Here is a 14,467-nt window from a genome sequence, read left to right as displayed (position 1 = left end):
AACCCGGTGAGCCCGTCAACGCAGACGATGAGGACATCGCGGACACCACGGTTGGCGAGTTCGGCGCAGACGGACGCCCAGAACTTCGCGCCCTCCGTCTGCTGGACCCAGATCCCGAGGACGTGCTTGACGCCGTCCATATCGACGCCGACAGCGATGTGCGCGGCCTTGTTGCGGACGTGCCCGCCGTCGCGGACCTTGATCACCAGGGCATCGAGGTAGATCACGGGGTAGAACGCCTCCAGCGGCCGCGACTGCCACGCCAGGACCTCGTCGGCGATCTCCTCGGTGATGTTGGAGATCGTCTCGTGGCTGAGATCGACACCAAGCGTTGCGACGAGGTGATGCTCGATATCGCGGACGGTCATCCCACCGGCGTAGAGCGAAACAATCATCTCGTCCAACTGCGACAACCTCCGCGAGCCCGTCGGAACCAGGCGGGGCGTGAACGTGCCGTTGCGGTCCCTGGGGATCCGCAACTCGACCTCGCCGGCGGTGGTGCCCACCGTCTTCGGGAACGACCCGTTGCGCCAGTTCTCGTGCAGCGAGGCCTCGGAATCACCCTTCTCGTAGCCGACGTGCTCGGTCAGCTCCGCCTGCAGCCCCCGCTCGAGTCCGGTCTTGATGAGCTGCTGGATGAACCCACCATCCCCGTCGAGCTGCACCTCGCCCGCGTCGATCTTCGCGAACAGATCATCCAGCATCCCGGACTCGATCAGACGCTGAGCACCCTCAGCCTGGGCCTTACGCCGCTCTTCACGCGACGCCTTGTCGATAGCCAACAGTGTGTTTCCTTTCGTAAGGAGACCCACCCCTTACACACACCATTTGACACGCTCCGTCGATGAGCTGGAAGATCACGCATCTGCGACCCCTCGTGAGGACGTACTCCGTGGCATCCAACTGCCAGCAGGCGTTCGGGGCGGGATAGACGAAGCGACGCCACGACGCTCGCGGACGCTTCTTCGGCTCAGCCCGCGCGACGCCAGCGGCTCGGAAGATCCGCGCCAACGCCGCCGTCGAGGGAGCTTCCAAGCCCATCGCGCGCATCTTGTCGTGGACACTGACCGGCCCGTGGTCCAGGCCCGACCGCTCCAACGCTGACCGCACCGCGATCGCCTGCTCTTTCACCGCATCGCTCAGGGCAGACGGTGTCGCTTTCGGTCGCCGCGATCGCGGTTCCAACGCTGCGGCCTCGCCCTCATGAACGACGCGGGAGCGGATCTCGTAGAACGTTTTGCGGGAGATGCCCTCCTCCGCGCAGAACGTCGACACCGCCCCGCGCGGCGCATCCACCGGCCACCGCACGATCGCGAGACGGACACGGGGATCGACAGGCTCATTTCGGCTCACACCCTCATCAGAACCGCCGAAGTGTCACCACCAAACACCCCCGTAGTGTCACCGATGTCCTGATGCAGAACTGTCACCGATGTGATGAGACATGACATCCCGGCGACGTCCGTGTGTCTTGGACACTCACCCGGCGCGGCGCCGAGCCCCCGGCGCCCGCAGCCCGCAGCGAGCCGCGGCGCTCCCGGCCCACGGCCCGCAACGTCGAGTGTCCAGAACACCCGGACATGCTCGTCGCCTCGTCCGGGTTTCGTGGACGCTCAGCGCGGGTGCGCGCCACCACGCGAATCCGCACCGCACGACTCAGTGCCCTGGCACCCCCTCCACACCCTCGGCCGGCTTCGGCGTCCGCACGAACGCCGCGAGCACGATCACGGCGATCGACAGGCACGCCGCGACGAAGAAGGCGGTGTGGATGCCGGAGGCCGTGGCATCCACGATGCTCGCTCCCCCGCTCGCCGCCGACGCGGCACCCACCGTCATCAGCGTCACGAACACCGCCGTGCCCGCGGCTCCCGCGAGCTGCTGGACGGTGGACACGATCGCGGAGCCGTGCGGGTAGAGCTCACGCGGGAGCGAGCCGAGCGCCGAGGTCATGAGCGGGGTGAACATGAACGCCAACCCCAAGCTCAGCAGGCAGTGCACGGCGATGACGAAGCCGACGGGCGTCGTGGCCGAGAGAGTGGCGAAACCCCACAGCGCCACACCGGCGACGACGGCGCCCGGGAGGACGAGCGGGCGCGCGCCGAAGCGGTCGAAGAGGTTGCCGACGAGCGGGGCCATGAGACCCATCAGCAGACCGCCGGGAAGCAGCATGAGTCCGGTGGGGAGCGTACCGAGCCCGAGGACGTTCTGCAGGTACAGCGGCAGCAGGATGAGCACGCCGAACAACGTCGTCATCGCCACGACGACGAGGATCACCGCCACAGTGAACGACGAGTGCCGGAAGACGCCGAGGTTCAACAGCACGCGATCGGTCGATCCGAGACGCAGCTGACGCACGATGAACACGGCCAGAGCGATCGCGCCCAGGGCCAGCGGCATCCAGACCGGGACGATCTCGTGACCGCCCGCCGCTTCGCCGATGCTCGACAGGCCGAAGATGAGGCCGCCGAAGGCCAGCGCCGAGAGCACGACCGAGACGACGTCGAGGGTGACGCGTCGCGTGTCGGTCAGGTTGCGCACCCAGCGCGCGCCGAGCGCGATGGCGATCAGGGCGATCGGGATCATGACGATGAACATCGCCCGCCAGGGGAAGACCGAGAGGATCAGGCCCGACACGGTGGGCCCGATGGCCGGGGCGACCGAGATGACGATCGAGATGAGCCCCATCATGCGACCGCGCCGGTGGGCCGGCACGACGTTCAGCACGGTCGTGAACAGCAGCGGCAGCATGATCGCGGTGCCGCACGCCTGCACGATGCGCCCCACCAACAGCACGCCGAAACCGGGCGCGAACGACGCGATCACGGTGCCCAGGGTGAACAGGCCCATCGCCGTGAAGAACAGGGTCCGAAGCGGCAGGCGCTGGATGAGGAAGCCCGTCGTGGGGATCACGACCGCCATCGTCAGGAGGAACGCGGTGGTCAGCCACTGCGCCGTGGCGGCCGAGATGTCGAGCTCGCGCATGAGCTCGGGCAGGGCGACACCCATGACCGTCTCATTGAGGATGACGACGAACGCGGCGACGACCAGCAGCGCGATGACGGCGCCCGGGCGGACGGCAGGCTTTCCGGGTGGGGCAGCGGCGGGAACGGTTCCGGTGGCGACCATGAGCGACCAATCTGAGCAGTGACGGGCAAGTTGGCAGTTACTGCCAATAAGACATCGACTACTGTATCGGACATGAGCACCCCGGCAGCCCCCGTCGAGGGCCTGCGCGACCGCCGCCGTCGCGAGACCGCGGTGGAGATCTGCGCTGCCGCCCTCGATCTGTTCGAGGAGAAGGGCGTTTCCGGCACCACGGTCGACGAGATCGCCGCGCGCGCGGGCGTCTCTCCGCGCACGTTCTTCCGCCTGGCCGGCACGAAGGAAGACGCCGTCTTCGTCGACGACGGTCGCTTCGCCGACGCCCTCGCCGGGGTCGCCGAGGTCGGCGACGACATCGCAGCCCTGCTGACCGCGCTCCGTCAGGTGTTCGCGCGCGAGCTGGAGCTCCTGGATGCCGACGCCCGAGCGCGCGAGCGCTTCTTGCGCGTGCGTCGGCTCATCGCCCACGAGCCCGCGCTGCTCGGCGCTGCCGTCCGCCGAGAGGTCACCTCGGCCGACCGCTTCGTGCCCGAGATCGCCGAGCGGATCGGCCTCGCCGAACTCGACGTCCGCACGGCCCTGGGCATCGCCGGCCTCGAGATGAGGACGACCCTCGACGAGTGGGCCCGCCGCCATGAGGCCGGCGAGACGCGGAACCTCGTCGACCTGCACCGAGAGGTCCAGGCCCGCTTCGCCGGTGCGCTGAGGTCCTGACGCCTCGCTCCCCTCCGGATGAGGTCGGGCTCATGCTCGCCGGACGCGGCTCACCGCGAGGACTCGGCAGAAGTCACCGAGGGGGACGACGCCCGCATGACGCACAGCAGCCCTTGCTCGAACGAACAACCGCGGCCGGATGACTTGGGGCGAATCCTCGCGCTCGGCCTCTCCGGGCGGCCCGGCTTCATCCCCATGTTGCGGAGCGCCGCGCTGGCGAGGTGTAGAACGCCCGATCCGCGTCGGCCAGAGTCTTCTCGTTGTCCCGAGCGCGGCGGCGGGCGAGGTTACGCAGCATTCCGTGGCGCAGGCGGTCGGCGCGCTCCTCCTGACGCAGCGCACGGGCGAGCGCGCGCTCGTAGTTATTGCCGCGGGTCGCGAACTTGATGAGCACCGCCGCAAGCTCGACGAACAGCAGAAGCAGGCTGACGATCGCGTAGCGGGCCAGCATCCACAGGTCGGCCGTCAACATCTCCCACAGTGCCTCTTCGCGCGACAGCAGACCGTCGTCGTTACCGATCTCGACGCGAGCCTCGTCAAGATCCAAGGCCGCAGCCGCATCGAGGGTGTCGAGCTCGGCACGTGCGGCGGTGATCTCGCCGTTGCGCAACTCATTGAATGCGGCCTGCCCGGCGATGAGCGCGGATGCCTGGTTGAGGTGCAGCAGGCACTGCTCCTCGCATCCGGCGGCCATGGTTCCGAATGTGCCGGCCTCCTCGCCAGCGGCGCGGGCCAGCGCGCCGTCGATCTGCGACTGATAGTCGGCGATCGCGGCCTCGGCGGTGGCGACTTTCGCCTCTTGGTTGGCGCGCTCGGCGGCGTAGTCTGCGTCGATGCCGGCCTGCCGCTCGGCGACGCGCGCCTCGTTCACGTCGGCCATGTGGGCCGTAATGTCGCGCTCGAAGATCACCTGGTTCGCGGCCTCACCCACGAGCACTGCGAACAGCACGGCGAACAGCACGCGCAGGATCATCGTCGCGCTCACTCGCTTCCCCACCGGGTTGCCGTCGAGCGCGGGGTCGTCGAGGTCCTTGAGATTGACGCTCGACATCGCCATGATCGAGCGGTCGACACTGACCACGACGGTCGCCACGAGCGCGCCGATGGATATGCCGACGGTGACCCGCCACACGCTGGTGTCCCCGGTGGCCATCGTGACCAGCGCCGTGATGGCGAATGTTGCGTACACCGCGTAGGTGATGAGCAGTAGCCCCACAATGTTGTAGACGACACGGTTGCTGCGCTCGACGACGTAGCGGGGATCCACGCCTGCGAACTTCTCCAGCCACCGACCCCGCACCGGGGTCATCGTGCCGCGTTTCTCGAGCGACGCGATGTCCTCCGTGAGCGGCAGCAGGCGTACGTCGGCGAGCGGCGACACGGACCGGGCCGCGGGCACGCGCACCGGGTCGGGCCGCCCCTGTAGTCCGGTGGGCAGCGGCGGGGATGGGGTGGCGGTGAACCCGGATGCGGCACCGTGCAAGTCGGGAAGGGGGGCGGTGTCCGATTCTGACGACGCCTCTGCGCGATCGGTAGGCAGGGGCGTCGTCGCGTCGGGTGCTGCGGCGCCCGCTCCTGCCGCGTAGGGGCGGTAGGGATCCCATGGCGGTGTCGTGAGTGTCGGGATCGTCAGCACGTCGAGTAGTTCGTCGACACCTGGACGCAGCGCCGGGTCTTTCACGAGCGCACCGCGCAACACGCGTGCGACGTCGGGAGACAGGCGAAAATCGTCGAGTCGAGGTCGACCGACTAGGCCGCGCTCGTCGTCCATCACGCCCCCCTCGAAGCCCTGCCCGCCAGTGAAGACGTCGATGAGCGAGGCGCCAAGCGAGTAGATGTCGACCTTGCTCAGGTCACCGCCTTCTGTGCGGCGGGTCCACTCGGGCGCGGCGTAGGCAGGGGTACCCGCGTACATCAGCGTCATCGTGCCCTCACGCTTGGCGGCGCCGTGGTCGAAGAACACCGGTAGCGCCTGCGCCCGGTCTTCGTGGTCGAGCCCGATGTTCTCGGGCTTCACGTCGCGCAACTGGTGCCGCGCCGCGGCGAGCGCTTGTAGGCCGTCGAGAGCTGCGCGCAGCCAGCGCACCTGGGTCTCGTGGTCGATGCTCGCTCCGAGCGCCACATCGGTCATCACCTGCGCGAGATTCTGGCCCGGTACGAGGTTCATGATGAGCGCCCACGCGCGATCGCCGCGCTCGTTGCTCACGAGGTACGCGGCGTATGAGTGCACGACGCGCGGTCCGAAGTCGCGCTGCGACGCTCGCCACTCCTTGGCCACCAGCGGGCGGATGGTCTCAGCGTCGTCCCCGCGGAAGATCTTGATCGCCACCGGTGCGCCGTCGCGGTCGTGCCCGGCGTAGACGTCACTGAAGGTGCCAAGACCGACGCGGTCGAGACGTCCATCACGCGACACGAAGGCGATGTAGTGCAACGCCTCGGACGCAGTTTCGCCCGACTCGGTGGGTAGCTCTTCCAGAATGCGGTCAGGCGTGATGGCGAACGAGCGCGTGACGGGGCTATCGGGCAGCGGCGCGGTCGGGGTGTGCGGCTCCTCGCCGTCCGAGGTCGGCAGTGGGGCGGTGGGCAGGTCACCGGGCTCGTCAGGGGTGTCATCGTTGGGCGATGCGGGCGGCAGCGACTGGCTCATCTGAGTGCCTTTCGGGTCGGCGGTGGGCGGGAGTCGGGGATGCGGCCAGGCGGGGTTCAGTCGGGCAGCGGTCCGGTGGCCGGGTCGTTGCGAGAGCGACGCGAGCCACGTCCGAACAGCTTGCGGCGGGGGCGCCGGCCCGGGTGGCCGTCCGGCAGCGACGCCTTCGCCTCGCGCGTTGAGCGCAGGCCGGATGCCTCCGGTGCTGGGGAGAGCCCCGCATCGAGCAGCAGTTCATCGGTGTCATAAGTGGTCGCGCGCTCGCGCGGGTCGGGCGCGACGAAGACCCCGGACGCCGACCACGGCGCCACGTCGACGACGAGCACAGCGACGGCGACATTGTCGCTCGCGCGGTGGTCCACCGCGGCTTCCAGAACGGCATCCACGGCGGCACGCGCGTTGTCGCCCTGCGAAAGTGCCCACGCCAGCAGCTCATAGGGAATCGCCAGCACCCCGTCCGACGCGACGAGCAATCGATCTCCCTCGGCGAGCGGCACCGAGATACTCTCGGGCGCCCCGTCGAGCGCTCCGATGCCACGGGTCAGCACGGTGGACATCGGGCTGACTTTCGCTTCGTCATAGGTGAGCAGACGTCGTTCGGCCATTTCCTGCGCGCGGTTGTGGGGGCGGGTGAGTTGCTGCAGCACGCCGTCCCGAAGAAGGAATGCGGGACTGTCGCCCAGCCACGCCACCTGCGCGGTCGGCAGGTCGGTGGCGACCAGTTGCAGTACCGTGATCGTCGCCGACCCGCCCGATGGGCCAAAGGTCGCGACGGCGCTCGCCGCCTCTTGCACGACCGTCAGCGCGCTCGGCTGCTGCGATTGGGTGGCCTTCGTCAACCCGAAAAGGGCACCGCTGAGACCCGCGTTAGCGGTGCAGGCGGCCTCGCACGATTCGCCGGCGCCGTCGACGACGATGAGTGCGTCGGGCATGGCGAGAACGCGGTCGTGGTTGGCCGAGCGGGCTCCGAGGATCGAGCCCGACGCGGTCGAAACCGGCCAGGCAAGCATCTGTCGTGGCGTGTTCACGAGGATCATCCTGCCCCCGGTCTTGCCGACATCCGCCGTTTGCGGGGCTTTCCCCGCAGGCCGCTGCCGTGCCCCGATTCGTCGCCAGATTAGGCAGTGAAGAATCGCGGCCAACGAAGGAGGAAGTCGTGTTCGAGACCGTGATCAGCATCCTGGTGATCTCTCTGATCTTGGCGGGCGTCATCTACGCGGGCCTGCAGCTGAAGTTGCGCTATCGTCGCAACCCGGGGGGTTCGCGAATGTCGGGGGACGGACCATTCGCCGAGGACTACGGCGCCGTTGCAGCGCGTGTGGTGGCTGTCGCCGCCGATACGGTTCTCACGCGTGCGCGAAACGCCGTCGAGCTGCCCACCGGCGTGGAAGTGGGCGTGTCCGACCGCGACTACCCTTCCGTGCGTGCGCAGCACTCTGGTCTTGAAGCCGCAGTGAACGAACGCCTGCGGATGTCGGGTGTGCCGACCGCGGGTGTGCGGCTACTGCTGCGCGAGGTGCCCGCAGTGCGCCGAGGGGAAGCGATCGTGATCTCCGCGAGCCTTGAGAGGGCCACAGTCGTGCTGGGTGCCGAGGCGCGCACTGCACGGCTGACCGCGCTGAAGTCCGACGTCCCGCGCCGCGCCTGGCTGATCGTGAACGGCACGCGGCAGCGCGTCGCCGAGCGCGCCGTCGTCGGCAGGCTGCAGTCGTGTGACATCCGGCTCACCAGCCGTCACGCGAGCGGCCGTCACGCCACGATCGCGTGGAACGCGAGCGGGTGGCACGTCACCGACCACTCGAAAAATGGCACCTGGGTGCAGGGCGGGCGGGTTGGCCGCGACACCACTGCGCGCCTCGCCGATGGAGCCGTCGTGCGTTTTGCCGACCTCGACTGCGTCTTCGTGGTGACGTGATGCGACGCGCACGGGTCATTCCACACGTGGGTGCTCATCGGCAAGGCACCGCTGTGCTGTCGAGCCACGGGCATGCCGTCGAGTTCGGTTCGTCATCGCGCAGTCGCGTGCGCCTCGTCAACGCCGCGGGCGAGACGTATGAGCACATCAGCTCGCGGGCCGGGCGTCTCGCCCTGTTCGACGGCGTTGTCTACCTTGAGAATCTCTCGCAGAACCACGGTCTCGTGTATCGCCGGTGGGGCTTCGGCGAAGCCAACGACACCGAGATCCCCGCGGGCCTGGTCGGACACGCGGCCCGTCGCGCGCTCGGCGACGGCCTCTGGTGGGTGCGCAACGGCAGGGCTCACACTCGGACGCTTCAGCTTCGGCATCCGCGTGACGAAGATTCCTGCTGGCTTCTCGTCGAGGTGATGAGCTTGGGTGAGCCAGTACGCACGCCGCAGGGCATCCCGACGGGAACCGGAGACCTCGCGATCTTGCCGCCCGTCGTGCATGCCCGTGTCGAGCTGACGGCACCGCATCTCACCACGATCGCCCACATCTTCCGCGAGTTCTTGAGCCTGCGCCCCTGCGTCTCGCCCCGCCCGCTGACCGACGCGACGTTGCGCAACCTCACCCAGCGCAGCTTCAGCCAGCGGCGCAGCGAGGTACGCAGGATGGCGACCAACGGCGGTTATCCCGGCAGGTGGGTCGATGAAGGGATGCTGGCGTGGTTCTTGAACCGCGAGCACCTGACATACCGCATGCTCCTCACAGAACCGGAAGCAGCCCGGACGCTCGGGCTCCTGGCGCTTGGCTGAGCGGTGGGGCGGCTCAGAACTTTCTGGAAGTGGCTTCAGCTCGCCTCCTTCGCCCGGGTAAGCGAAGGGACGGAGAACACCGAGCCGTCCTCATTCACGCTCGACGGTGTCCGGTACGACGTGAAGGTCTTTTCGGATCAGTTAGGAGACGTCCCGCAGGCGGTCACGTCTCGCGCGTGATCGTCACCTTCACCTTGAGCTGGCTCTTGCCGGGACCGGCGTACACGCCGCGCAGCGGCGGCACGTCGTTGTAGTCGCGGCCTCGGCCGACGAGCACGTGCCGGTCGCCGATCTCGATGTTGTTCGTCGGGTCGAAGCCCTGCCAGTCCCCGGCGAACCACTCCACCCACGCGTGGGATTCACCGGTCACGGCCTCCCCCACCTCCGCCGAGGGCTTCGGGTGCAGGTAGCCCGAGACGTACCGGGCCGGGATGCCGACCTCACGCAGGGCCCCGATCGCGATGTGGGCGATGTCCTGACAGACGCCCTTGCGCGACTCCCACGCGTCGACCGCGGTCGAGTGCACCCCCGTGACGCCCTGCATGTAATCGATCGCGTCGCCGATCGCCTCGGCGATCGCGTGCGCCGCGGGACCGGGACGATCGTGCTGCGCGGCGATCGAGCGCGCGAGCTCGACCACCTCGGGGTGCGGGGCCGTGCGGCGCGTCTGCGTCAGTTGCTCGACCGTCGCGATCGACCCCGCCGCCTCGACCGCGAGCTGCTCCCACGTGATGTCGGCGTGCTCGATCGGTCGCGGGCGCACCTCGACGAGCGAGCGCGCCGTGATCGTGAGCGCGGCGTGGGGAGAGAGCACGTCGAAGGCGGCGACGCGCGTACCGAAGTAGTCGACGTACTGGTTGACCGACGTCGACGGCTCGATGTCGAGCGAGGAGCTCAGCACGAACTGACTGTCGGTCGAGTGCGGCAGCATGCGCGCTTCGTTGTACGACGCCGACACGTCGCCGGGGTAGGCGAAGCCGGTCTGGTGCTCGATCCGCAGACGCTTCATCGCACGTTCCCTTCACCCTGGCGTCGCGCCAAGGGTCCCTGAGCCTGTCGAAGGGTCATGAGATCTCTCCGATCCAGCTGGGCTCGGCCTGCGTTGGGAAGAAGCGCGATCGGATCGCCTCCGACGCCTCGCGCGTCACCGTCTGCACGCGCTGCATGTGCTCGGGCAGGTCGGTGAGCACGTCGCTGACCGGGCGGTACTCGAGGTCGTTGCGGATCTGGCCGAGCGCGCGGAGCACCGTGTTCGAGTGGCCGACGCGGTCGGCGCGGGGGTCGATCGCGCTCATACAGTCTTCGGCGCGCTGGATCGAGTAGATGATCGAGCGCGGGAACAGGCGGTCGAGCAGCAGGAACTCGGCCGCGTTGCGGGCGCTCGGCATCCCTCGATACGTACGCAGGTAGGCCTCGTACGCGCCGCACGAGCGGAGGATCGTCGTCCACGACGGACCGGACACCTCGGTGAGCGACCGCGTCGCAAGCAGCCGCGCGGTCATGTCGGTGCGCTCGATGCTGCGCCCGAGCGTGAAGAACTGCCACGCCTCGTCGCGGTTCGTCGACGAGTCGACGATGCCGATCGCCAGGGCGGCGCGCTCTCGCACCCACTGGAAGAACTCGTGCACCTTCTCGGTCTGCAGACGCCGTGGCATCCGGGAGTTCGTGGTGTTGAGGATCTCCCACAGCTCGGTCGAGACGATCTCGCGCGCGCGGCGGGCGTTCTCACGCGCCGCGGTGATCGAGTACGCGATGCTCGACGGATTCATGCGGTCCACCGCGAGGCGGGCCAGCACGTCGTCGCGGCGCACGGTGTCGACGTTCTCGGGCCACGCCGACCCCATGACGCTGAGGAGCGACCGGCACGCGGTGTCCTCGTCGATCCACGGGTCTTCGAGGAGGAGCTGCAGGTGCACATCGAGGATGCGCGCCGTGCCGTCACTGCGCTCGATGTACCGCCCGATCCAGAACAGGCTTTCTGCGATGCGACTCAGCATGAGTCGGCCTCCCCCGTCTCCGAGCCCGCCGAGGACCCTGAGCTTGTCGAAGGGTCCGCGATGCGGCTCAGCATGACCCGTCCTCCCCCGTCTCCGAGCCCGCCGAGGACCCTGAGCTTGTCGAAGGGTCCGGGCCCAACGCGAACGCCTGTTGCTGCTGCTGCTCGGCCTGCGGACCGTGCTCGACGACGGCATCCTGCTGCTGCTGTTCCTGCTGCTCCCGTCCGCCCGCGCGCGGGTCGCGGGGAGCGGTGGCGGGAGCCGGCTGACCGTCGTAGATGATCGGGATCGACTCGGTGACCGCCGCCTGATCGGCGACGAGGCCCGAAACACCGTTGCCCTGGCCGTACTCGACGTGCGAGGGGGCGGCGCCGCCGATCACCCATGTGTCCTTCGAGCCGCCGCCCTGGCTGGAGTTCACGACGAGCTGCCCCTCGGGGAGGGCGACGCGCGTGAGCCCGCCGGGCAGCACCCAGATGTCGTCGCCGTCGTTCACGGCGAAGGGGCGCAGGTCGGCGTGCCGCGGACGCATGCCGTCCTCGACGAGCGTCGGGATCGTCGAGAGCATGACGACCGGCTGTGCGATCCACCCGCGGGGGTCGGCGAGCAGGCGCTTGCGAAGCGCGTCGAGCTCGGCGGGCGAGGCATCCGGACCCACGACGAGGCCCTTGCCGCCAGACCCGTCGACGGGCTTCACCACGAGCTCGGGAAGGCGGTCGAGCACCTCCTCGAGCGCGCCCGGATCTTCGAGCCGCCAGGTGTCGACGTTCTTCAGGATCGGTTCCTCGGCGAGGTAGTACCGGATGAGGTCGGGCACGTAGGTGTACAGCAGCTTGTCGTCCGCGACGCCGTTGCCCACGGCGTTGGCGATCGTGACGTTGCCCAGGCGGGCAGCGAGCATGAGGCCGGGGGCTCCGAGCATCGAGTCGGCGCGGAACTGCAGCGGGTCGAGGAAGTCATCGTCGACGCGACGGTAGATGACGTCGACGCGCTGCGGGCCGCGGGTCGTGCGCATGAACACCTTGCCGCCGATGCACAGCAGGTCGCGGCCCTCGACCAGCTCGACGCCCATCAGGCGTGCGAGCAACGTGTGCTCGAAGTACGCCGAGTTGTAGACACCCGGCGTGAGCACGACGATGTTCGGGTCGTCGATTCCGGGTGGGGCCGACGCGCGGAGGGCCGCGAGAAGCTTGTTGGGGTAGTCGCCGACGGGGCGCACGCGCATCGAGACGAACAGCTCGGGCAGCGTCTGGGCCATGACGCGGCGGTTCGAGATGACGTACGAGACGCCCGAGGGCACGCGCACGTTGTCTTCGAGCACGCGCATCTCGCCGTGCTCATCGCGGATCAGATCGATGCCCGACACCTGGATGCGCACGCCGTTGGCACTGCGGATGCCGGCCGCCTGGCGATAGAAGTACTGCGACGACGAGATGAGGCCAGCGGGCAGGATGCCGTCGCGCACGCAGTGCTGGTTGCCGTAGGCGTCGTCGAGGAACGCCTCGAGCGCCTTGACGCGCTGCTTGACGCCGGCCTCGATGCGCGACCACTCGTCGTACGCGATGACGCGGGGGACCGCGTCGAGCGGGAAGGGTCGCTCCTCACCCGCGAAGTCGAACGTCACGCCCTGCGCGAGGTACGAACTGGCGAGCGACTCGGTGCGGCCGCGCAGCTCTTCCTGCGTCATCTTCGCGAGCGTCTGGTACAGCTCCCGGTACGCCTCACGAGAGGGGGCGGCTTCTCCGGGACTCGCCGGAAGGCCGAACATCTCATCGAACGCCGGGACGCCGGAAGCGGTCTTGCGCGGCGCCAGCGTGGAGCCGTAACCGTCGAACAGGTCACCCATGCGACGACTCTACTCACGGCCGTGTTGCCGACACGTTTCCCGGCGGGGACCCCGGCTGGTGGATAGAGTGACGCCTACGTCTGCCGCCACGACAAAGGGTGCCTCCATGCGCGTGCTCGTCACCAGTTCCCGTAACACCTTCGCCCTCGACCTCATCCGCAAGCTCGGGAGCGTGGGCCACACGGTCTTCGCGAGCGACACCTACGACGGCGCGGTGGGCAACCACTCGCGCTTCCTCGCCGGACACCTGGCGACCCCGTCGCCGCGCTTCGAGACCGATGCGTTCATCGCCGCGGTGAGCGAATACGTCGAGAAGCACGACATCGACCTGATCATCCCCACGTTCGAGGAGGTCTTCTACCTCGCCGCGCGCGTGGCCGACCTCCCGTCCGGTGTCCGCCTCTTCTCCGGCACCTTCGCCGACCTCGCGCGCCTGCACGACAAGGCGAGCTTCCAGCGCCTGGCTCAGGATGCCGGGGTCCCCATCCCCGAGACCGTCGTCGTCACCTCTCCCGAGGAACTGCGCACGGCGATCGACTCGTTCCCCCGGTACTTCGCCCGCGCGGCCTTCTCGCGCGGCGGCGTCGGCCTGCTGACGAACACCGGTCCGCTCGCCGGCAAGATCCCCGTCGAGGAGTGCGTCCCCACGCCCGAGCAGCCCTGGCTCGTCCAGCCGTTCGTCGACGGCCCGATGGTGTGCACCTACAGCGTCGTCGTCGACGGCAAGGTCCAGGCGCACACGACCTACAAGGCCGCCGAGCAGTGGGCGCACTCGACCGCGATCGCGTTCATCGCCGTCGACAGCACCGACACGCTGCGGTACACGCAGCAGATCGTCGACACGCTCGACCCCGGCTTCACGGGCCAGATCTCGTTCGACTTCGTCGACCACGGCACCGAGGCGGCCCCCGACTACAAGATCATCGAGTGCAACCCGCGCCCGACCAACGGCGTCATCCTGCTCGAGGCCGAGGACGTGTCGAAGGCCATCCAGGGCGAGCTCACCGAGCCCGTCGTCGCGATTCCCGGCACGGAGCGCCAGATCACCCTCGCGGTGCTCGCCGACGCCTTCACCGAGCCGCTGTCGCACCTGCCGAAGACGCTGCACGACCTGCTGCACGTGCGCGACGTCGGCGCGGGCTGGTGGGACGGCGCCGCGATGCTGTGGAGCCCGGCGACCATCGTCCACGGCGCGAAGATCTCGCACGGCGACCGCAAAGAGATCCTCGCGGCGCTCGGCGACGACATCGTGTGGAACGGCGAACCGATCGAGGGCATGAGCGACGCGGATGCCGAGGCCCTCGAGGCCGTGCACGCGGGTCGCGCGTAACTCCCCGGCATCCGGAATCCCTGTCCGAGCGACCCGTACCGTCCCGCGGAGTCCGCGGCCGACACGCCGCCACGGACGACCCGCGCCCGGCGTGTCACCGCCGATCTCCGCGCGAC

General features: G+C 68.8%; 11 protein-coding genes and 1 pseudogene. 4 read left to right on the top strand and 8 right to left on the bottom strand.

Translation table 11 applies throughout. From position 1 onward, the window contains the following. The 3 genes and pseudogenes from AB0O24_RS16400 to AB0O24_RS16390 form a co-directional block, all read right to left on the bottom strand. Nucleotides 1–704 (bottom strand): IS256 family transposase (locus tag AB0O24_RS16400; protein WP_363376454.1); only part of this gene is annotated, 704 nt, incomplete at its 3' end. A gap of 136 nt (nucleotides 705–840) precedes the next feature. Beyond that, nucleotides 841–1,308: pseudogene (locus AB0O24_RS16395) on the bottom strand (helix-turn-helix domain-containing protein); the annotation flags it as partial. A gap of 348 nt (nucleotides 1,309–1,656) precedes the next feature. Beyond that, complete coding sequence (locus AB0O24_RS16390; protein WP_363376450.1) at nucleotides 1,657–3,126, bottom strand: MDR family MFS transporter; 1,470 nt, start codon at nucleotides 3,124–3,126, stop codon at nucleotides 1,657–1,659. A gap of 72 nt (nucleotides 3,127–3,198) precedes the next feature. On the opposite strand from AB0O24_RS16390, the gene AB0O24_RS16385 reads away from it, so the two are divergent. Further along, nucleotides 3,199–3,816: a helix-turn-helix domain-containing protein gene (locus AB0O24_RS16385; protein WP_363376448.1), complete on the top strand. Its 618-nt coding sequence runs from the start codon at nucleotides 3,199–3,201 to the stop codon at nucleotides 3,814–3,816. A 187-nt stretch (nucleotides 3,817–4,003) separates the two neighbouring features. On the opposite strand, the gene AB0O24_RS16380 is transcribed toward AB0O24_RS16385, so the two are convergent. Together AB0O24_RS16380 and AB0O24_RS16375 are read right to left on the bottom strand one after the other, a co-directional pair. Further along, nucleotides 4,004–6,463: a DUF4407 domain-containing protein gene (locus AB0O24_RS16380; RefSeq protein WP_363376446.1), complete on the bottom strand. Its 2,460-nt coding sequence runs from the start codon at nucleotides 6,461–6,463 to the stop codon at nucleotides 4,004–4,006. A 56-nt stretch (nucleotides 6,464–6,519) separates the two neighbouring features. Next, entirely contained in the window at nucleotides 6,520–7,500 is a 981-nt protein-coding gene (locus AB0O24_RS16375) for a hypothetical protein (RefSeq protein WP_363376444.1), read from the bottom strand. Between the two features lie 119 nt (nucleotides 7,501–7,619). Between AB0O24_RS16375 and AB0O24_RS16370 the strand changes: the two genes are divergently transcribed. Both AB0O24_RS16370 and AB0O24_RS16365 read left to right on the top strand, forming a co-directional pair. Continuing rightward, nucleotides 7,620–8,378 carry an FHA domain-containing protein gene (locus AB0O24_RS16370; protein ID WP_363376442.1) on the top strand — a complete coding sequence of 253 codons (759 nt, stop codon included), beginning with the start codon at nucleotides 7,620–7,622 and terminating at the stop codon, nucleotides 8,376–8,378. Nucleotides 8,379–8,431: 53 nt separating this feature from the next. Further along, the gene (locus tag AB0O24_RS16365) at nucleotides 8,432–9,178 is read left to right on the top strand and encodes a hypothetical protein (protein WP_363376439.1); all 747 of its coding nucleotides are present in this window, start codon (nucleotides 8,432–8,434) and stop codon (nucleotides 9,176–9,178) included. A gap of 163 nt (nucleotides 9,179–9,341) precedes the next feature. Here AB0O24_RS16365 and AB0O24_RS16360 read toward each other — a convergent pair whose 3' ends face one another. From AB0O24_RS16360 to AB0O24_RS16350, 3 genes are all read right to left on the bottom strand, one after another. Further along, on the bottom strand, nucleotides 9,342–10,187 hold the full coding sequence (locus tag AB0O24_RS16360) for a transglutaminase family protein (RefSeq protein WP_275801607.1): 846 nt from the start codon (nucleotides 10,185–10,187) through the stop codon (nucleotides 9,342–9,344). 55 nt (nucleotides 10,188–10,242) lie between these two features. Next, the gene (locus AB0O24_RS16355; protein WP_058596140.1) at nucleotides 10,243–11,175 is read right to left on the bottom strand and encodes an alpha-E domain-containing protein; all 933 of its coding nucleotides are present in this window, start codon (nucleotides 11,173–11,175) and stop codon (nucleotides 10,243–10,245) included. Between the two features lie 67 nt (nucleotides 11,176–11,242). Next, a complete protein-coding gene (locus tag AB0O24_RS16350; RefSeq protein WP_363376436.1) occupies nucleotides 11,243–13,021 on the bottom strand; it encodes a circularly permuted type 2 ATP-grasp protein in 1,779 nt (592 codons plus the stop codon). 106 nt (nucleotides 13,022–13,127) lie between these two features. Here AB0O24_RS16350 and AB0O24_RS16345 point away from each other — a divergent pair, with 106 nt between their 5' ends. Further along, complete coding sequence (locus AB0O24_RS16345; RefSeq protein WP_363376434.1) at nucleotides 13,128–14,351, top strand: carbamoyl-phosphate synthase large subunit; 1,224 nt, start codon at nucleotides 13,128–13,130, stop codon at nucleotides 14,349–14,351. Nucleotides 14,352–14,467: the final 116 nt, after the last annotated feature.

This window comes from Microbacterium sp. NPDC086615 (assembly GCF_040686055.1).
Classification (GTDB): Bacteria; Actinomycetota; Actinomycetes; order Actinomycetales; family Microbacteriaceae; genus Microbacterium.
The sequence above is the reverse complement of the archived record's forward strand: the minus strand, read 5'-3'. Positions and strand labels throughout refer to the sequence as shown.

What these genes read in the sequence shown, in the direction of transcription:
- AB0O24_RS16390 (WP_363376450.1), bottom strand. Translation starts at nt 3,126, where the DNA reads ATGGTCGCCACCGGAACCGTTCCCGCCGCTGCCCCACCCGGAAAGCCT.
- AB0O24_RS16385 (WP_363376448.1), top strand. Translation starts at nt 3,199, where the DNA reads ATGAGCACCCCGGCAGCCCCCGTCGAGGGCCTGCGCGACCGCCGCCGT.
- AB0O24_RS16380 (WP_363376446.1), bottom strand. Translation starts at nt 6,463, where the DNA reads ATGAGCCAGTCGCTGCCGCCCGCATCGCCCAACGATGACACCCCTGAC.
- AB0O24_RS16375 (WP_363376444.1), bottom strand. Translation starts at nt 7,500, where the DNA reads ATGATCCTCGTGAACACGCCACGACAGATGCTTGCCTGGCCGGTTTCG.
- AB0O24_RS16360 (WP_275801607.1), bottom strand. Translation starts at nt 10,187, where the DNA reads ATGAAGCGTCTGCGGATCGAGCACCAGACCGGCTTCGCCTACCCCGGC.
- AB0O24_RS16355 (WP_058596140.1), bottom strand. Translation starts at nt 11,175, where the DNA reads ATGCTGAGTCGCATCGCAGAAAGCCTGTTCTGGATCGGGCGGTACATC.
- AB0O24_RS16350 (WP_363376436.1), bottom strand. Translation starts at nt 13,021, where the DNA reads ATGGGTGACCTGTTCGACGGTTACGGCTCCACGCTGGCGCCGCGCAAG.
- AB0O24_RS16345 (WP_363376434.1), top strand. Translation starts at nt 13,128, where the DNA reads ATGCGCGTGCTCGTCACCAGTTCCCGTAACACCTTCGCCCTCGACCTC.